Consider the following 19012-nt stretch of genomic DNA (forward strand, 5'->3'; position numbering starts at 1 on the left):
TTCGGCAGCGAGTCGCACCGCCTGATCGGCGAGGGTGGTGCTGCGGCGTTCACCCAGAACGCCGGCTTCAACGGCATCGTCGCCGCCCTGTTCGGCGCCCTCCACCCGCTCTACACGATTCCCGCCTCGTTCTTCTTCGGCGGCATGCTCACCGGCGGCATCTCGCTGCAGCGCGAGCTCCAGGTGCCGGCCGCCCTGATCGTCGCCCTCAACGGTGTCGTGGTCGTGTTCGTCGTCGGCAGCCTCAAGCTGCGCACCAAGCTGCAGGCCTGGGCCGATCGGGTCGGCCGGGCGGAGGCCGCCCGATGAGCGACTTCTTCACCGTCTCGGTCCTCGTCGCCACCCTGGCGTCCGGCATCCGGCTGGCGACGCCGTTCCTCCTCGCCGCGCTCGGCGAGACGATCGGCCAGCGCAGCGGCGTGCTCAACCTCGGCGTCGAGGGCGTGATGCTGATCGGGGCGTTCGCCGCCTACTACACCGCGCTCGAATCGGGCAGCGCCGTGCTGGGGCTCTTCGTCGCGATCGCCGCCGGAGCCGTCATGGGCCTCGCCTACGCGCTCATCACGGTGGTGCTGCACGCGGTGCAGGGCATCAGCGGCATCGGCATCTTCCTCTTCGGGCTCGGGTTCACCGACCTCCTCTTCCAGAAGCAGGTCGGGACGCCGGTGCCGATCGGGGGGTTGCAGCCGATCGACATCCCGCTGCTGTCCGACATCCCGCACCTCGGCGAGATCTTCTTCCGGCACAGCCTGCTGACGTACGTGGCCTTCCTGCTGGTTCCCGCCGTCTGGTTCCTCATCAACCGCACGACGTTCGGGCTCAACATCCGAGCGGTCGGCGAGACGCCCGAGGCGGCGGACACGCTCGGCGTCAGCGTCAACGGCACGCGCACGCTCACGATCCTGCTCGGCAACATCCTGGCCGGGCTGGCGGGCGGTGCGTTGGCGCTCGAGGTCGGGATCTTCCAGCAGAACCTCACGGCGGGGCAGGGCTTCATCGCGATCGCGCTCGTGTACTTCGGTACGTGGCGGCCGGGCGGCGTGATGGGCGGCGCCCTGCTGTTCGGCATCGTGTCGGCAACCGTGCTCCAATGGAAGACGCTCGGCATCGTGAGCGGTGCCGCCTCCAGCCTCACGGCGATGGCGCCGGCGGTGCTCACGATCGTCGTGCTGGTGCTCGTCAGCCGCCGGATCGACGCACCCGCCGCCCTCACCCGACCGTTCGACCGAACCGCCTGATCGACAGCTTCAGCATCCAGAACCCGACGACCAAGGGAGCAACACCATGAGCAACCAGACACGATCCCGGGGGAGTCTCCGGCTCGGCGCCGCGCTGCTGGCCACCGTCGCGTTGATCGCGGCGAGCTGCGGTGACGACGATGACGACGCCGACGACGCGCCGGCCGAGGCCGCGGAGGAGAGCGCCGACGACGGCGCGACCGACGACGGCGCGACCGACGACGGCGCAACCGACGACGCCGCGACCGACGACGCCGCGACCGACGACGCCGCGACCGACGACGGCGCGACCGACGACGCCGCGACCGACGACGCCGCAGCCGACGCCGGGTTCCGGGTGGCGATCGTGGCGCCGAGTGCCAGCAACGACCTCGCGTTCACCCAGAGCATCGTCGACAGCATCGAACGGGTGGCCGAGTCCCGCCCGATCGAGACCTCGATCACCGATGGCACCTTCATCGTCGAGGACGCCGCCGCCGCCTTGCGCGGGTATGCGGAGGACGGGTTCGACCTCGTGATCGCACACGGCTCGCAGTACGGCGCGCCGTTGCAGGAGATCGCCCCCGACTTCCCCGACGTCTCGTTCGCCTGGGGGACGGCGGCCGACACCTTCGGCATCCCGAACGTGTATGCCTACACCGTCCGCGCCGACGAGGGTGGCTACGTGAACGGCACGATCGCCGCACAGCTCACCGAGTCGAACACGCTCGGCGTGGTCGGCCCGATCGAGGTCGGCGACGCGAAGCTCTACGTCGACGGGTTCGTGGCGGGCGTCGCCGCGCAGAACCCCGACGCGACCGTCAACGTCAACTACATCGAGTCGTTCAGCGATGTCGCGCTCGCGTCCGAGGCGGCGAACGCACACGTCTCCAACGGGGCCGACGTGCTGACCGGCACCGCGCAGATGGTGGTCGGTGCCACCGGCGTCGCCGGCGAGGCGGGCATCCCGTGGTTCGGCACGCAGTCGAACCAGACCGATCTCGGCCCGGGGATCGTCGTGGCCTCGCAGGTGTACCACTGGGAGGTGCTGTTCGACGAGATCATCGACAACATCCAGGCCGGCACGCTCGGCGGCGAGGTGTTCATCGCAACCCTCGCCAACGGTGGGCTCGAGATGGAGTTCAACGCCGGGTACGGCCTCGATCCGGACATCCAGTCGGCCGCCGAGGACACCGTCACTGCGATCGCATCCGGCGACCTCTCGACCGGCATCGAGTGAGCGACGCCACGACATGAACACACCCGACCCGGCGGTGCCGATGCTCGAGATGCGCTCGATCACGAAGCGCTTCCCGGGCGTCCTCGCCAACGACCGCGTCGACCTGTCGGTCCTGCCGGGTCGGGTGCACACGCTGCTCGGTGAGAACGGGGCGGGCAAGAGCACCCTGATGAAGGTGCTCTACGGGCTGTATCAACCCGACGAGGGTTCGATCCACCTCGACGGTGAGCAGATCGCGATCCATTCACCGACCGATGCGATCAACCGTGGCATCGGCATGATCCACCAGCACTTCATGCTCGTGCCGACGCTCACCGTGGCCGAGAACGTCGCGCTCGGCCTCGGTGGCCGACGCGGACTCGCCGACATGCGACCCGTCCGGCGCCGGCTGCTCGAGGTGTCCGAGCAGTACGGGCTCAGCGTCGATCCCGACGCGTACATCTGGCAGCTCGCGGTCGGCGAGCGTCAGCGCGCCGAGATCCTGAAAGCGCTCTACCGCGACGCGCGCCTCCTGGTGCTCGACGAGCCGACCGCGGTGCTGACACCGCCCGAGGTCGACGAGCTCTTCACGACGCTCCGGCAGCTCACCGCCGACGGCCGCGGGCTGATCTTCATCTCGCACAAGCTCCACGAGGTGATGGACCTGTCCGACGAGATCACGGTGCTGAGAGACGGCCGGGTCTCGGGCCGCACCCGGCCGAGCGAGGCGACCCGCGAGTCGCTCGCACAGATGATGGTCGGGCGACCCGTCGAGTTCACCCGCTCTGTTGCGGTGCAGGAGCCCGGCGAGGCCCAGCTCCGCATCGACGGCCTGACGGTCACGGGTGACCGGGGCACCAGCGCGGTCGACGACGTCACCCTCGAGGTGCGGTCGGGCGAGATCGTCGGCGTGGCCGGGGTGTCGGGCAACGGCCAGCGCGAGCTGGCCGAGGCGATCTTCGGTCTGCGACCCGTCGCGGCGGGCACGATCTCGGTCGGCGGCGCCGAGGTCGGGGAACCCTCGCCGAAGTCGGTGCGTGAGCTGGGGCTCGCCTACGTGCCCGAAGAGCGGATGCGAGACGGCACGGTCGGCGAGTTCACGGTCGCCGAGAACCTGATGCTCGTGGAGTACCAGTACGAGCCGTACACGCGGCGGGGGCTGCTCAACCGCGCAGCGATCAGCGCGCGCTGCACCGACCTGGTCAGCGGGTACAACGTGAAGACGCCGTCGATCGACACGCCGACCCGCCACCTGTCGGGCGGCAACATCCAGAAGGTCGTCATCGCACGCGAGTTCAGCGCCGACGCCGATGTCCTCGTCGTCGCCCAACCCACCCGGGGCGTCGACATCGGGGCCGCCGAGTACATCCACGAGCGGCTCCTGGAACAGCGCGCCGGCGGCGCTGCGATCCTGCTCATCTCCGAGGACCTCGACGAGGTCATGCAGCTGTCCGACCGCATCATCGTGCTGCTCGAGGGTCGCGTGATGGGCGAGGTCGACCGGGCCGACGCGACGGTCAACGAGGTCGGCCTGCTGATGTCCGGCGTCACCACCTGACCGTCGCGGGTCGTGTCAGACACAACTCGCGACGTCGGCGTCGGGGACCTACCGGTGCGTCGTCGATGCACGCCGACGAACGTGGCGCCAGACGCGGATCGGCCGGGGCGCTGCGGCCCCGGCCGATCGGTTCACGTCGTCGGTCAGGCCGGGTTGGCGTGCACGCTGACCGTCCTGCTCAGGCGGCCGGGCAGCCCCGCCGAGTCGACCACCTCGACCGTCAGCGTCCACTTGGGGTTGGTGGGCGCTTCGGGTGGCGACGGCAGCTGCACCATGACGTCCGAGCAGTCCTGCACGACGGCGATTCCGCCACCGCCCTCGTTGAGCTCGCTGCCCTCGCAGAGCACGATCCGGGTCTCGCCCTGCTCGGCGACCCAGCGCATGCGGGTCCCCGCGATCGCGCCGTCCTCGGCGTCGGTCGCGCTGGCCTGCAGGTGCACCGAGGCGACGGCGGCACCGGACCCGATCTCGTACACCTCGTTCGTGGTCGGCGAGATGATCGTCGGCTTCGGTAGCGACTCGCCGGGCGGCACCATGAGCATCGTCAACAGCGCCGTGTCCGAGATCGCCACCCCGCCGGGGTCGATGCCGCGGAACACGACCTCGTAGTCGCCGACCGACAGCGTGTTCGCCGGGATCACCGACTGGTGGCCGGTGGTCTGGAACACCACCTCGCCGTTGCCCTCGCGGCGCACGGTCCACGACACGTCGGCGTCGGTGAGCGACGCCCAGTCGTCGTCGGCGTCCGACGTCGACCCGTCGAGCAGGACCTCCTCGACGGTGTAGCGGTACGTGTTCGCGGCCGGGCTCGAGATGCTCACCCGGGGCGGCGTGTTGGCCACCTCGATCTCCAGCGTGCGGGTCGTCGTGTGGCCCATCACGTCGGTCGCCCGGGCGATGAACGTGTGCCGTCCGGGCTCGAGCTCGCCGAGGGAGACCGGGTCGGTGGTCGGCACGCTGTTGACGAGCTCGCCCCCGATCCGGCTCCACTGGATCGGCAGCGGCATGCCGGCGAAGTTCTCGGCGGTCGCCACCAGGTCGACCCAGTCGTCCGCGCCGATCTCGTCATCGGGCGTGGGCGCCTCGATGGTCAGCGTCGGCAGGGTGTAGGTGTGGCCGAGCGCCGTCGCCACGGCGCGGTAGGCGTCGATCCGGCGGTGGTGGCCGGTGACCTCCGAGCCGAGGTTGTCGGTGTGGGCCGTGTCCTTGATGATCTGCCAGACCTGCTTCGGGCCGAGCGTCGGGTTGGCTGCGATGACGAGCGCGGCGACGCCGGCGACGACCGGGCTGGCGACCGACGTGCCGCAGGTGGTCTTGGTCGTCGAGTCGCCGGGCACGTCGTGGTTGGCCAGCGCGTAGACGCAGTGCGGCCCGTAGATCTCGACCGAACCACCGCCGGTCTTGGTGCCGTAGTTCGAGTTGCCGTGACGCTTCGCGTCGCCGTCGACACCGCCCACGCACACGACGCCCTCCAGCTCGCACGGCGTGGTCAGCGCGTCGTTCGAGTCGACGTCGATACCGTCGTTGCCGGCCGACGAGAAGGGCAGTGCGCCGTACTCGTCGCGCACCTTGCGGAACCAGCGTCCGTAGATCCGCTCGGCCGAGCCCTGCAGCGACGTGATGTTGCTGCCGAAGCTCATGTTGACGATGTGCGGGCGCTCCTCCTTGACCACGTTGCGGATGCTCTTGTAGCGCTCGTACGTGTTGTCGCCACCCGGCACGACGGCGATCAGGTCGGCGACGTACGAGGCCGGGCCCGCCGTGCCGAAGCCGTTGTTCAGGCGGGCCATCGCCGCCATCGCGACGTCGGTCCCGTGCCAGGGGCAGTCCGTGCCGCCCGAGCACTGCTTCGGGTTCTCGACGCCCCACTGGCCGCCACGGATCTTGGCCTGGGCGGGAAGGTCCTCGTTGTAGACGAAGCCGCCGTCGACGATCATCATCTTCACGCGGGTGCCGACGTTCTGGTGCATGAGCTGCCAGGCGGCGTCGATGCCGCTCGCCTGCGGTGCGGTCGACGAGATCCAGTTCCACTGGAAGGCGTCGGACCGGCGGGTCGGGTCGTCGTTGCCCTCGCGGCCGGGGTCTTCGGCGCTGGTGCCGTCGACGACGCCCGTGCTCGTGGTCATCCAGTTGAGGGCGACCTCGGTGCCGTGGTAGGCGGTCTCGTGGGCGGCGATCGACATCAGCGAGAGTGCTAGCTCGTCGCTCACGGCGAACTCGCCGTCGTGGTGCGGCTCGACGGCCAGCAGATCGCCGGCCAGCTGCTCGACCGGCGCGGTCGAGGGGTCGACGGCGACCAGGTGGTCGGTGTACTCGTCGCCCTCGTCGGGCTCGATCGTGTCGACGACCGTGCCGTTCCAGCGGTCGAGGAAGGCCTGCAGCGCGTCATCGGACCGGACCGACACGGTCAGCTCGCCGAGCACGATGTCGCTCTCGACGCCGCCCGTCGACCGTAGACGCGCGGTCTGGCGTGGCGCGTCACCGGCGTTGACCGGCGCGATCTCCGGCACCTCGGGCTGCAGCGATCCGTCGACAGCGAACGACACCTGATCGGGCTGCGGCGGCACCGGCGGCGCGGGGATGTCGGGCTCGACGCTCGGCTCGTCGACCACGTCGACGACCACCGGGTCGGTCGTCGTGTCGGGGCCGGTGTCGGTGGGTGGGGTGTTCGCCGGTGCGGCGTCGGCCGCCTGGGTGGTGTCCTCCCCGCTCCGGCCGAGCGATGTGACGACGAGGACGGTGGCGAGCAGTGCGGCCACCAGGGTCCAGCTGACGATGATGCGATTGCGCATGGCGGTTTCCTTTCGGTCTGGTTGCGGGTCCAGAGCGCGGGGCGAGCACCACCTCGCGCTTTTCTTCGAGCTCGTGCCCTCGTCCCGGCTTCTTCGCGAAAACCGCGAGACGACCGACGCCCGTGGCTCTGGACCGCCAACGAGAGCGAAAGGAACCCGCCATGGACACGTCAGCAACTCCGAGCAGCGCAACACCGACGACACCGACGACACCGCCGGCCGGCGACGTCGTCGACGGTCAGCTCGTCGACACGCGCCCGGTCGACACGCAACCGGTCGGCACGACCGACGCACCCGAGTACCTCCACACCCTGATCGACACTGAGGACCCCGCGATGGCCCCTGGCGACCCGACGATGCTGTTCTCGCTCGACGCACCGGTGTCGCGCCGCTCGTCGACGCCGCTCGTGGTGCTCGCTGCAGCAGCGACGCTGCTGCTGGTCGTGGCGATCGTGTTCACGCTCGTCCGGCGTGGATCGGCCGACGGGCCGGCGGCGGCGCCGACCGTCACCGAGGTCGTCGCGGAGCCCGAGGCGGCCGTTCCCGCCCAGCCGGCCGCGGTCGCCGCGTCCGAGGCCGAGGTGCCCGTCGTGCCCGTCGTGCCCGCGCCCGCCGGGGAGCCGGCACCCGTCTCACCGCTTCCGCCCCTGCCGTTGCCGGACGACGTCGACGGCGGCGACGACGATCAACCCGGCGTCGCCGTGCCGCCGGTCGCCCCCGAGCCGGTCGGGCCCGAGACCACCGAGCCGGCGCCACCCGAGCCGCCTGCCCCGGCGCCGGTGCTGGCTGCGCAGGCCTCGCACGTGCTCGACCCCGGGGTCGAGGCGCTCACCGTCACGTTGCAGAACGTCGGGGACGCGACGCTCCACTACGAGATCGTCAACGACGGTGACGGGTTCACCAGCGACCAGCCGAGCGGCGAGATCGGCGCCGGCGGGTTCGCCGACGTGTGGGTCGACCTCGAGGTCGCACCAGAAGGAGAGGGCCCGACGCTGTTCCAGCGGGTGCTCGAGGTCGAGTCCGACGGCGGCAGCACGTTGATCACCGTCGACGGCCAGGTCGAGAAGCCCGGTCATCTGATCGCGGAGTACCACGATCTGCCGATGGTCGACTACCGGGCGACGGTCGAGTTCACGAACGTCGGCGGCTTGCCGCTCGAGATCACCGGCATCGACGCGCCGGATCTGACGGTGGGGCTGATCCCCGACCAGATCGCAGCCGGCGAGACGATCGAGGTCGACGTGGCGATCTGCGAGGGAGCCACCGGGTTGCCGGTGTTCGTGCCGCACGTGAACCCTGCGCTCCCGCTGCTGCCGCAGTACCAGATCGTCAGCTGGGTCACGCTCGAGACCGACCAGAACACCGAGTCGACCACCGTCTCGTCGTGGACGCTCGGCTTCGATCCGCCGAGCTGCCAATCGGTCGTCGAGCCCGTCACCGACGACATCGTGCTCGGCCCCTGACGACGCCACGCCCTGATCGCCGCCCCTGGCGTCCTCGGTCGCCGCGTTCGGCAGCGACCGGGGACGCCCGACTCTTTACGCGGTGTCAACGCCTCGGTACTGTCCGAAGCATGGCGAACATCGTGAAGGCCGCGCTGCTGCAGACCGACTGGACCGGCGACAAGGAGTCGATGATCGACAAGCACGAGGAGGCAGCCCGCGAGGCCGCCGCCCAGGGTGCGCAGGTCATGTGCTTCCAGGAGCTGTTCTACGGCCCCTACTTCTGCCAGGTGCAGGACACCGAGTACTACGGCTACACCGAGGAGATCCCCGACGGCCCGACCACCCAGCGCTTCCAATCGGTCGCCAAGGAGCTCGGCATGGTGATGGTGCTGCCGATGTACGAGATCGTGCAGGCCGGCCTGTACTACAACACCGCAGCGGTGATCGACGCCGACGGCACGTACCTCGGCAAGTACCGCAAGCAGCACATCCCGCAGGTGAAGGGGTTCTGGGAGAAGTTCTACTTCCGCAACGGCACCGAGGGGTACCCGGTGTTCGACACCGCGGTCGGCAAGGTCGGCGTCTACATCTGCTACGACCGCCACTTCCCCGAGGGCTGGCGGATCCTCGGCCTCAACGGCGCGGAGATCGTGTTCAACCCGTCGGCCACCCACCGCGGGCTGAGCGAGTACCTGTGGCGGCTCGAGCAGCCGGCCGCCGCGGTCGCCAACATGTACTACGTCGGGGCGATCAACCGGGTCGGCATCGAGCCGCTCGGTGAGAACGACTTCTACGGGCAGAGCTACTTCGTCGACCCGCGCGGCCAGTTCGTCGGCGAGACCGGCGATCCGTACAAGCCCGAGCTGATCGTCCGCGACCTCGACCTCGACCAGATCCGCGAGGTCCGCGACGGCTGGCAGTTCTACCGCGACCGTCGCCCCGACGCCTACGACGAGCTGCTCGCCCGCTGACGTTTCAGTTGGTGTCAGACACCAACTGACACAGGAAGGAGAAGTCATGAGCACGACCTTGATCCAGAACGGCACGATCGTCTCGGCCACCGGACGGAGCACCGGCGACGTCCTGATCGACGGTGAGTCGATCGCTGCGATCCTCGCCCCCGGGCAGTCTGCCGGCATGGGCATCGTCGCCGACCGCACGATCGACGCGACCGGCAAGTACGTCGTGCCGGGCGGCATCGACGCCCACACCCACATGGAGCTGCCGTTCGGCGGCACGTTCGCGTCGGACAGCTTCGAGTCCGGCACCACCGCAGCGGCATGGGGCGGCGTCACGACGATCGTCGACTTCGCCGTCCAGCGCACCGGTGAAGCGGTACAGGACGGCCTCGCCGGATGGCACGAGAAGGCCGCCGGCAACTGCGCCATCGACTACGCGTTCCACCAGATCATCGGCGGCGTCGACGAGGACTCGCTGAAGGCGATGACCTACCTCGTCGACAACGAGGGCGTCACCAGCTTCAAGCTCTTCATGGCGTATCCGGGCGTCTTCTACTCCGACGACGGCCAGATCCTCCGCGCCATGCAGAACGCCGGCGAGTCGGGGGCGATGATCATGATGCACGCCGAGAACGGCATCGCGATCGACGTGCTCGTCGCCCAGGCCCTCGCCCGCGGCGAGACCGACCCGATGTTCCACTCGCTCACCCGGCCGGCCGAGCTCGAAGCCGAGGCGACGCACCGGGCGATCGAGCTGTCGAAGGTCGCCGGCAACGTGCCGCTGTACATCGTGCACATGAGCGCGTCGGAGGCGCTCGAGGAGGTCGCCGCCGCACAGCACGCCGGCCTCAACGTGTTCGGCGAGACGTGCCCGCAGTACCTCTACCTGACGCTCGAGGACCAGCTGATGCAGCCCGGCTTCGAGGGCGCCAAGTGGGTCTGCTCGACCCCGCTGCGCACCAAGCACGCCCACCACCAGAGCGATCTCTGGAAGGGCCTGCGGTTGAACGAGCTGGCCATCGTGTCGACCGATCACTGCCCGTTCTGCATGAAGGACCAGAAGGAGCTCGGGCTCGGCAACTTCTCGGCGATCCCGAACGGCATCGGCGGTGTCGAGCACCGCATGGAGCTGATCTACCAGGGTGTCGTGACCGGCGAGATCGGCCTCGAGCGGTGGGTGGAGACGTGCTCGACGACACCGGCACGGATGTTCGGTCTCGACACCAAGGGCCAGATCGCGCCCGGGTTCGACGCCGACGTCCTGATCTGGGATCCGAACGGGACGACGAAGATCGGCATCGACGACAAGCACCACATGAACATGGACCACTCGGCCTACGAGGGCTTCGAGGTCGACGGCAAGGTCGACACGGTCATCAGCCGTGGTCGCGTGATCGTCGAGAACGACACCTTCAGCGGCGAAGCCGGCTGGGGCAAGTACGTCAAGCGCGGCCTGAGCCAGTACCTGCACTGACTCTGTCCTGCACCGTTGCCATCGAATCCCGTCTACTTCTTGGTGCGACTGCCTCCAGGGCTGTGTGTCGCCCAGGGCACTCTGACACAAGGTGGCCGATCAAGCTCCGATCATCGGACGCAGTAGTCGCACTGCCAGGACTTGACGATCCGCAGTCGTCCACGAGGGCCGACCTCCCTCTCCGGAGGACGCACGCGACGCTCTCCTCGTTGCTGACGAGATTGTGAGCTCGGCGGTGCCTCTGCCAGAAGGCGGGTGAATCGCCTCAACGGAGGACCGCGACGAAATCGCTCCGTCGGTTCGGCCGTCGGTCGCTGCGCCGGTGACAATCATCTCGCCGCGGCGTACTCTGCGGCCATGAAGCAGATCGAGCACTGGATCGACGGGAAGGTCGTCGCGTCGACGTCCGGGCGGCGCGGGCCGGTCTACGACCCGGCGACCGGCGAGCAGACCGGCGAGGTCGCGCTCGGCTCGGTCGACGAGGTCGACGCCGCGGTAGCGGCGGCCAAGGCAGCGCTGCCCGAGTGGCGCACCACCAGCCTGTCGCGGCGTGCCGAGGTGATGTTCCGGATGCGTGAGTTGGTCGACGCCAACCGCAAGGAGATCGCCTCCCTGCTCACCGCCGAGCACGGCAAGGTGCTCTCCGACGCCATGGGCGAGGTGGCCCGCGGCCTCGAGAACATCGAGTTCGCGTGCGGCGTGCCGCACCTGCTCAAGGGGGGCTTCTCCGAGCAGGCGGCGACCGGCGTCGACGTCTACTCGATCCGTCAACCGCTCGGCGTCGTCGCCGGCATCACGCCGTTCAACTTCCCGGCGATGGTGCCGATGTGGATGTTCGCCAACGCGCTGGCGTGCGGCAACACGTTCGTGCTCAAGCCGAGCGAGAAGGACCCGTCGGTCACCATGTTCGTCGCCGAGCTGCTGGCGCAGGCGGGGCTGCCGTCGGGCTGCTACAACGTCGTCCACGGCGACAAGGTCGCGGTTGATCGCCTGCTCGAGCACGACGACGTACAAGCCGTGAGCTTCGTCGGCTCGACGCCGATCGCGAAGTACATCTACGAGACCGGCACCTCGAACGGCAAGCGGGTGCAGGCGCTCGGCGGCGCCAAGAACCACATGCTCGTGCTGGCCGACGCCGACCTCGACATGGCCGCCGACGCCGCGATCGGCGCCGCCTACGGCTCGGCCGGCGAGCGCTGCATGGCGATCAGCGTGGTGCTCGCGGCCGACTCGATCGCCGACGACCTGGTCGGCAAGATCGCCGAGCGGATCCCCGAGGTCAAGGTCGGACCGGGGATGGAGCCCGACAGCGAGATGGGGCCGCTGATCACCGGCGAGCACCGTGACAAGGTCGCCGGCTACATCGACGGCGCGAGCGGCGAGGGGGCAACGGTCGTGGTCGACGGGCGACGACCGGCCGACGACGCCGGGTTCTTCGTCGATCCGACCCTCATCGACGGGGTGCGGCCGGGCATGGCGTGCTACGACGACGAGATCTTCGGGCCGGTGCTCTCGGTCGTGCGGGTACATGGCTACGAGGACGGCGTCGAGATGATCAACGCCAATCCGTGGGCCAACGGCACGGCGATCTTCACCCGCAACGGCGGTGCTGCCCGCGAGTTCCAGTTCGACATCGAGGTCGGCATGGTCGGCATCAACGTGCCGATCCCGGTGCCCGTCAGCTACTACAGCTTCGGCGGCTGGAAGGCGAGCCTGTTCGGCGACACCCACATGTACGGGCCCGAGGGCATCAACTTCTACACGAGGGGCAAGGTCGTCACCTCGCGCTGGCCCGACCCGGCGACGAGCAGCATCGACCTCGGCTTCCCCGAGACGCGATGATCGTTCACGTTGTGTCAGACACGAAGTGACACGCTTGCGTCAGGTAGGACAGAGGATTGACGTTCACGTCGTGTCTGACACAACGTGAAAGGGAGGGAGACATGGACATCGGCATCGTGTTGCAGACGACCCCGCCGGCGTTGCGGGTGGTCGAGCTGGCCAAGCGGGCGGAGTCGCTGGGCTTCTCCCACGTGTGGACGTTCGACTCGCACATCCTGTGGGAGGAGCCGTACGTCATCTACAGCCAGATCCTCGCCGAGACCCGCAACGTGATGGTCGGCCCGATGGTCACCAACCCGGCGACGCGCGACTGGACCGTCACCGCCAGCACGTACGCGACGCTCAACGAGATGTACGGCAACCGCACGATCTGCTCGATGGGCCGCGGCGACTCGGCGGTGCGGGTCACCAACGGGAAGCCGACGACGCTGGCGACGATGCGGGAGTCGATCCACGTCATCCGCGAGCTCGCCAACGGCCGTCCCGTCGAGTACAAGGGTTCGACCATCACGCTGCCCTGGGCGTCGAAGTCGCGGCTCGAGGTGTACGGCGCCGGGTACGGGCCCAAGGCGCTCAAGACGATCGGTGAGTCGTGCGACGGCTTCGTGCTCCAGCTCGCCGACCCGCAGATCGCGGAGTGGACGATCTCGAGCGTGCGAGCGGCGGCCACCGAGGCCGGCCGCGACCCCGACGACCTCACCATCGTCGTCGCCGCACCCGCGTACGTCGGCGACGACATGGCGTACATGCGCGACCAGTGCCGGTGGTTCGGTGGCATGGTCGGCAACCACGTCGCCGACATCGTGATGCGGTACGGCGAGCACGCCGAGGGCATTCCCCAGGCGCTGACCGACTACATCAAGGGCCGCGAGGACTACGACTACAACCTGCACGGCCAGGCCGGCAACGTGCACGCCGACTTCGTCCCCGACGAGATCGTCGACCGGTTCTGCATCCTCGGTCCGCCCGACGAGCAGCTCCGCCGGTTGCACGAGTTGCGCGACCTCGGCGTCGACCAGTTCGCGATCTACCTCCAGCACGACGGCAAGGACCACACACTGCTCGAGTACGGCGAGCACGTCATCCCCGCCCTCGCCGAGCACGCCCTCGCGAAATCGTGATGGTCGGGACTGGCCTCTGCTCCACTTCGACCGCTCCCTTCTCGTGACCGTGATCGATGGCGGGCTCGTCGGCCCTGTCAATGGTCGGGACTGGTCTCCGCTCCGCTTCGACCGCTCCCTCCTCGTGACCGTGCTCCCTGGCGGTCGCCGTCGGCCACCTGGGAGCTCGCCGGCGGGGGCGGCCCAATCGTGATCAAGCGCGGCGTCCGGCGGACGTTCCTGTTCTGCGTCGCGCTGTTCCTCGTCGCGTCGGCGTGGGAGCTCTACAAGCTCGTCGGTCCGGATGACGGCGGGTCGCTGCTCGGGCTGAACATCGTGCCGAAGGCGTCGAATCGGGCGATGCCCCACACGTGGGACATCGTCTCGCGGCTCACCGAGCCCGAGACCAGCGCATCGACCGACCCGATCTGGCTGACCGTCGCCGGCTACGCGTGGTACACGCTGCGACTGGCGTTCGTCGGCTTGGTGCTCGGTGCCGTGGTCGGCATCTCGCTCGCCGTGCTGATGGCGCGGTTCCGGGTCGTCGAGCGTGGGCTCCTGCCGTGGGTGATCATGTCGCAGACCGTGCCGCTGATCGCCCTGGCCCCGCAGGTGGTGAGCTGGAGCGGCCGCCTCGACCTCTTCGGCTGGGAGTGGCCGAGGTGGGCGTCGGTGTGCGTGCTCGCCGCGTTCCTGGCGTTCTTCCCCGTCGCGGTCGGCACGCTGCGCGGCCTCAAGTCGCCGCCGGCCGCCGAGGTCGAGCTGATGCAGAGCTACGCCGCGTCGTGGTGGACGACGCTGATCAAGCTGCGCTTCCCCGCGGCGGTGCCGCACATGGTGCCGGCGCTGAAGCTGGCCGCGACGCTGTCGGTGGTCGGCGTGATCGTGTCGGAGATCTCGACCGGGATCCGCGGCGGCATCGGCCGCGCGGTCATCTCGTACCTGCAGGCCTCGACCGGCGACCCCGAGAAGATCTACGCGGCGGTCTTCGGCGCGGCGGCGCTCGGCATGGCACTGTTCGGTGGTGTCGTGGCGCTCGAGGCCGTGGTGATGCGCAAGCGGCCTGGGGAGGAGCCCACGTGAGCGCCGTCGTGGTCAGCAACGTGTCGAAGGTCTTCAACGCGGGGCATGTCAACCAGGTCGATGCCCTGGTCGACATCGACCTCACCGTCGAGCCCGGCGAGTTCGTCTCGCTGATCGGGCCATCGGGGTGCGGCAAGTCGACGCTGCTCCGGCTCATCGCCAACCTGATCGAGCCCTCGAACGGCGAGGTGCAGGTCAACGGCAAGCCGGCATCGAGAGCCCGACTCGACCAGGACTACGGCATGGCGTTCCAGCAGGCGGGCCTGTTCGAGTGGCGATCGGTCTCCAAGAACGTCGAGCTGCCGCTCGAGCTGAAGGGTTGGGACAAGGTGAGGCGCCGTGAGCGGGCCCACGAGATGCTCGAGCTCGTCAAGCTGCCCGACTTCGCCGAGCACATGCCCTGGCAGCTCTCGGGCGGTATGCAGCAGCGGGTCGCGATCGCACGGGCGCTCGCGTCGCATCCGCAGATCCTGCTGATGGACGAGCCGTTCGGCGCGCTCGACGAGATGACCCGCGAGCACATGCAGGCCGAGCTGCTGCAGATCTGCTCGGCGACGTCGACCACGGTCGTGTTCGTCACGCACTCGATCCCCGAGGCGGTCTACCTGTCCGACCGGGTGGTGGTCATGTCGCCACGACCCGGCCGCATCACCCAGGTCGTCGACGTCGAGCTCGGCGCCGGCCGTGACGAGGACACGCGGGAGGACGAGCGGTTCTTCGCCTCGATCACCGAGGTGCGTGAGGCGCTGCGCGGCATCGAACACGGTGCCGTGCGCGGCGGGGTCGACGACCGATGAACGCCCGACGGCTCGCGTCGACCGTCATGCCGCCGGCCGTGTTCGGCCTGGTGTTCCTCCTGGCGTGGGAGGCGGTGGTGAAGGGTTTCGACCTGAAGCCCTTCTTCCTGCCGGCCCCGAGCGCGATCTGGAGTGCCTTCGCCGACAACGCCGACCTCGTCCGCCGCGCAGCCTTCGTGTCCGGGACCAACGCCCTCGTCGGACTGATCGCGGGCACGCTGCTGGGCATCGCCATGAGCTTCCTGCTGATGCGCTTCAATGTGCTCAACGAGCTCGTGTCGCCGCTGGCGGTCGCGCTCAACGCGATCCCCATCGTGGTGCTCGTCGCGGTCTTCCAGAACATGTATCCGAGCACCAGCGAGCTGCCGCGGCGCTTGATGGTGATGCTGATCGTCTTCTTCATCGTGCTGACCAACGTCGCCAAGGGCCTCCGGCAAGTGCACGCCACCCACCTCGAGCTGATGCGCTCGTACGCTGCGTCGCCCGTCGAGATCCTCGTCAAGACCCGCATTCCCAATGCGCTGCCCTACCTGTTCACGGCGCTGAAGATCGCAGCCCCGACGGCCGTCATCACTGCGTTCGTGTCCGAGTACTTCGGTGGCCGGCAGAACGGCCTCGGGTACTTCATCCCCTCGAACTTCGCGAGCTCGAGGACCGAAGTAGCGTGGGCGTACGTGATCGGCGCGTGCCTGCTCGGGCTGGTCTTCTACCTGGTCTCGATCGCGCTGGAGAACATCACCATCCACAGACGGGGCGCAGCCCCAGGGGGAGCAACACCATGAAGACACGAAGGACGATTCGGGCCGTCGCAGCGTTGGCGGCGCTGTCGCTCGTCGCAGCCGCCTGCGGCGACGACGACGATGACGGCGACGGCGCCGACACGACGGAGGCCGCCGCCGACGACGGTGATGCCGCGGCCGACGACGGCGACGACATGGCCGAGGACGAGGGCGACGACATGGCCGAGGACGACGGCGACGACATGGCCGAGGACGACATGGCCGAGGACGACGGCGACGACATGGCCGAGGACGACATGGCCGAGGACGACATGGGCATGATGGAGTGCGAGGAGCTTCGCCCGGTGAGCCTCCAGTTGCAGTGGTTCACCCAGGCCCAGTTCGCCGGCTACTACGCCGGTGTCGACCAGGGCTTCTACGAGGATCACTGCCTCGAGCTGACCATCCTCGAGGGCGGCGTCGACATCGTGCCGCAGGTGCAGCTCGCCAACGGCGACGCCGACTTCGCGATCTCGTGGGTGTCGAAGGCGCTGCAGAGTCGCGAGCAGGGGGCGAACATCGTCAACATCGCCCAGATCTTCCAGCGGTCCGGCACCCTGCAGGTCTCGTTCGCCGACCAGGGGATCACCTCGCCGGCCGACTTCGCCGGCAAGAAGATCGGCAACTGGGGCTTCGGCAACGAGTACGAGGTGTTCGCGGCGCTCGGTCAGGCGGGTCTCGACCCGGCCACCGACGTCGAGTTGGTCGCCCAGAACTTCGACATGGTGGCGTTGCTCGAAGGCGAGATCGACGCTGCTGAGGCGATGACCTACAACGAGTACGCGCAGGTGCTCGAGGCCGTGAACCCCGACACCGGTGAGCTCTACCAGCCCGAGGACTTCAACGTCATCAACTACACCGACGAGGGCGTCGGCATGCTGCAGGACGCGGTCTGGGCCGATGCCGGCAGGCTCGCGGACGAGCCCGAATATCGCGACCTCGCCGTGTCGTTCGTCACGGCCTCGATGGAAGGCTGGATGTACTGCCGCGACAACGTCGAGGAGTGCCAGCAGATCGTCCTCGCGAACGGTCCGACGCTCGGCGCCAGCCACCAGCTGTGGCAGATGAACGAGGTCAACAAGCTGGTCTGGCCGTCGCCGAACGGAATCGGCTTCATCGATCAGGCCGACTGGGACCAGACGGTCGAGCTGAGCCAGAACACCCCGAACCTCGAGGGCACGACCGTTCTGACCGCGCCGCCGACCGACGGTGCGTTCACGAACGAGATCGTCGAGGAGGCGTGGACGCACCTGAACGAGGCGTTCACCGATCCGTTCGGCGAGGGGTTCACGCCGATCGAGGTCACGCTGAACGAAGGCGGCGCCTGAGCGATCGCACGCGACGGGCGGCCGGCTGAGCGCCGTCCGTCGCGCGCGGCGCTCGGAGCGTGGCGACGCGCCCTCAGCGACGGATCGGGGGGAGCGCGTCGGCGACGTCCATCGGACGCCGATCGACCGGCGAGCTGGTGACGATGTTGGTCACCGAGTCGCCGAACGCCCAGAGCTCGTGGAGCAGCGTCTCGAGGTGCTCGGTGCTGCGCGCCCGCAGCCGGATCACGTGCGACTCCGACCCGGTGACCCGGTTGGCTTCGATGACCTCGGGGATGTTGCGGATCGCCTCGTCGACGCCCGCGGCCCCGCGCGGCGCGTTGAGGCGGATCACGCAGAGCAGTGGGAAGCCGAGCCGCTCGTAGTCGACCTGGGCCCGGTAGCCGACGATGACGCCCTGCTCCTCGAGCTTGCGGATCCGCTCGGTGACGGCCGGTGGCGTCAGGCCGACCCGCTCGCCGAGCTCGCGGTACGACATGCGCCCGTCATCCTGGAGCAGGTCGACGATGTCCCGGTTGATGGCATCCAACTCGATCACGGGATCGATCTTACTTTCCAAAGTTCGAAGTAGTGAAGACCTGGGAATCATCGCCCAATATGACCGAAGCGGCGTCGGAAACAGGGTTTCGAAGTTGACGATCAGGTGACGATTCCGTAGCGTCATTGATATGAACCGCACGCAAGATCACGCCTTCACGCAGCTGCTCGCGGCGTGGCGACGCCGTGAGGTCGCCCGCGATCAGTTCAACATCGCCGAGCTGTCGTCGGCCCGCTTCGAGCTCGACAGCGCCCGCGATCGCATGCGGGCATCGATGCCGTCGATGACGCCCCGCGTCTGACCACAACGCTCGACCAGAACGTCTGACCACCCCCGTCGGGTGGTGACGCGCCGCCGACTGCCGGGGCTCGGGCGCGCTCGGACACAATGGCCCGGATGCAGTTCGACGAGCCCGACGAATTCGCGGTCATCCGGACCGAGGTCCGTCGTCTCTGTGACAAGTACGGCAACGAGTACTGGCGCGGGCTCGAACCCGACCGGTACCCGGAGGCCTTCGTCACCGACCTGACCGAGCACGGGTGGCTCGCGGCCTTGATCCCCGAGGAGTACGGGGGTGGTGGGCTCAGCCTCGCCGGGGCATCCGTCATCCTCGAGGAGATCGCCGCCAGCGGTGGCAACCCGAGCGCCTGCCACGCGCAGATGTACGTGATGGGCACGCTCCTGCGCCACGGCTCGCGTGTGCAGAAGGAGCGCTTCCTGCCGCAGATCGCCGACGGTCGGCTCCGGCTCCAGGCGTTCGGCGTCACCGAGCCGGGAGCCGGGTCGGAGACGAGCAACATCCGCACCCGCGCCGAACGCGAGGGCGATGGGTGGCGCATCGACGGCCAGAAGATCTGGACGTCGCGTGCGCTGCACTCCGA

The 19012-nt window shown here is 68.8% G+C and carries 16 protein-coding genes and 1 pseudogene; 15 read left to right on the forward strand and 2 right to left on the reverse strand.

The features are described 5' to 3' along the window. From QNJ12_RS18765 to QNJ12_RS18780, 4 genes and pseudogenes are all read left to right on the forward strand, one after another. Nucleotides 1–309 (forward strand): annotated as a pseudogene (locus QNJ12_RS18765) (hypothetical protein); the annotation flags it as partial. Further along, complete coding sequence (locus tag QNJ12_RS18770; protein WP_300624970.1) at nucleotides 306–1238, forward strand: ABC transporter permease; 933 nt, start codon at nucleotides 306–308, stop codon at nucleotides 1236–1238. The pseudogene QNJ12_RS18765 and the gene QNJ12_RS18770, both read left to right, overlap by 4 nt. A 46-nt stretch (nucleotides 1239–1284) precedes the next feature. Further along, nucleotides 1285–2457, forward strand: coding sequence for a BMP family protein (locus tag QNJ12_RS18775; protein ID WP_300624972.1), 1173 nt, complete (start codon nucleotides 1285–1287; stop codon nucleotides 2455–2457). Between the two features lie 13 nt (nucleotides 2458–2470). Beyond that, the gene (locus tag QNJ12_RS18780) at nucleotides 2471–3994 is read left to right on the forward strand and encodes an ABC transporter ATP-binding protein (RefSeq protein ID WP_300624974.1); all 1524 of its coding nucleotides are present in this window, start codon (nucleotides 2471–2473) and stop codon (nucleotides 3992–3994) included. A 143-nt stretch (nucleotides 3995–4137) separates the two neighbouring features. On the opposite strand, the gene QNJ12_RS18785 is transcribed toward QNJ12_RS18780, so the two are convergent. Next, entirely contained in the window at nucleotides 4138–6786 is a 2649-nt protein-coding gene (locus QNJ12_RS18785; RefSeq protein ID WP_300624976.1) for a S8 family serine peptidase, read from the reverse strand. Nucleotides 6787–6947: 161 nt separating this feature from the next. Here QNJ12_RS18785 and QNJ12_RS18790 point away from each other — a divergent pair, with 161 nt between their 5' ends. From QNJ12_RS18790 to QNJ12_RS18830, 9 genes are all read left to right on the forward strand, one after another. After that, complete coding sequence (locus tag QNJ12_RS18790) at nucleotides 6948–8249, forward strand: hypothetical protein (RefSeq protein WP_300624978.1); 1302 nt, start codon at nucleotides 6948–6950, stop codon at nucleotides 8247–8249. A gap of 110 nt (nucleotides 8250–8359) precedes the next feature. After that, on the forward strand, nucleotides 8360–9202 hold the full coding sequence (locus tag QNJ12_RS18795; protein ID WP_300624980.1) for a nitrilase-related carbon-nitrogen hydrolase: 843 nt from the start codon (nucleotides 8360–8362) through the stop codon (nucleotides 9200–9202). Nucleotides 9203–9248: 46 nt separating this feature from the next. Then, entirely contained in the window at nucleotides 9249–10664 is a 1416-nt protein-coding gene (hydA, locus tag QNJ12_RS18800) for a dihydropyrimidinase (RefSeq protein WP_300624982.1), read from the forward strand. Nucleotides 10665–11021: 357 nt separating this feature from the next. After that, nucleotides 11022–12506: a CoA-acylating methylmalonate-semialdehyde dehydrogenase gene (locus tag QNJ12_RS18805; protein ID WP_300624984.1), complete on the forward strand. Its 1485-nt coding sequence runs from the start codon at nucleotides 11022–11024 to the stop codon at nucleotides 12504–12506. 101 nt (nucleotides 12507–12607) lie between these two features. Then, nucleotides 12608–13627, forward strand: a complete 1020-nt coding sequence (locus tag QNJ12_RS18810; RefSeq protein WP_300624986.1) for a TIGR03842 family LLM class F420-dependent oxidoreductase — start codon at nucleotides 12608–12610, stop codon at nucleotides 13625–13627. Between the two features lie 189 nt (nucleotides 13628–13816). Beyond that, on the forward strand, nucleotides 13817–14689 hold the full coding sequence (locus QNJ12_RS18815) for an ABC transporter permease (RefSeq protein ID WP_300624988.1): 873 nt from the start codon (nucleotides 13817–13819) through the stop codon (nucleotides 14687–14689). Continuing rightward, nucleotides 14686–15486, forward strand: coding sequence for an ABC transporter ATP-binding protein (locus QNJ12_RS18820; protein ID WP_300624990.1), 801 nt, complete (start codon nucleotides 14686–14688; stop codon nucleotides 15484–15486). The genes QNJ12_RS18815 and QNJ12_RS18820 overlap by 4 nt, the downstream gene beginning before the upstream one ends. Continuing rightward, a complete protein-coding gene (locus QNJ12_RS18825) occupies nucleotides 15483–16268 on the forward strand; it encodes an ABC transporter permease (RefSeq protein ID WP_300624992.1) in 786 nt (261 codons plus the stop codon). Before QNJ12_RS18820 ends, QNJ12_RS18825 begins: the two co-directional genes overlap by 4 nt. After that, complete coding sequence (locus tag QNJ12_RS18830) at nucleotides 16265–17593, forward strand: ABC transporter substrate-binding protein (protein ID WP_300624994.1); 1329 nt, start codon at nucleotides 16265–16267, stop codon at nucleotides 17591–17593. The genes QNJ12_RS18825 and QNJ12_RS18830 overlap by 4 nt, the downstream gene beginning before the upstream one ends. Nucleotides 17594–17666: 73 nt before the next feature. Here the strand turns inward: QNJ12_RS18830 and QNJ12_RS18835 are convergent, their stop codons facing one another. Further along, nucleotides 17667–18131, reverse strand: coding sequence for an Lrp/AsnC family transcriptional regulator (locus tag QNJ12_RS18835; protein ID WP_300624996.1), 465 nt, complete (start codon nucleotides 18129–18131; stop codon nucleotides 17667–17669). A gap of 130 nt (nucleotides 18132–18261) precedes the next feature. Here QNJ12_RS18835 and QNJ12_RS18840 point away from each other — a divergent pair, with 130 nt between their 5' ends. Together QNJ12_RS18840 and QNJ12_RS18845 are read left to right on the forward strand one after the other, a co-directional pair. Next, a complete protein-coding gene (locus QNJ12_RS18840; protein WP_300624998.1) occupies nucleotides 18262–18432 on the forward strand; it encodes a hypothetical protein in 171 nt (56 codons plus the stop codon). Between the two features lie 95 nt (nucleotides 18433–18527). Next, a partial coding sequence (locus tag QNJ12_RS18845) for an acyl-CoA dehydrogenase family protein (RefSeq protein ID WP_300625000.1) occupies nucleotides 18528–19012 on the forward strand: 485 nt, incomplete at its 3' end.

This window comes from Ilumatobacter sp., assembly GCF_030065885.1.
In the GTDB taxonomy this organism is placed as follows: Bacteria; Actinomycetota; Acidimicrobiia; order Acidimicrobiales; family Ilumatobacteraceae; genus Ilumatobacter.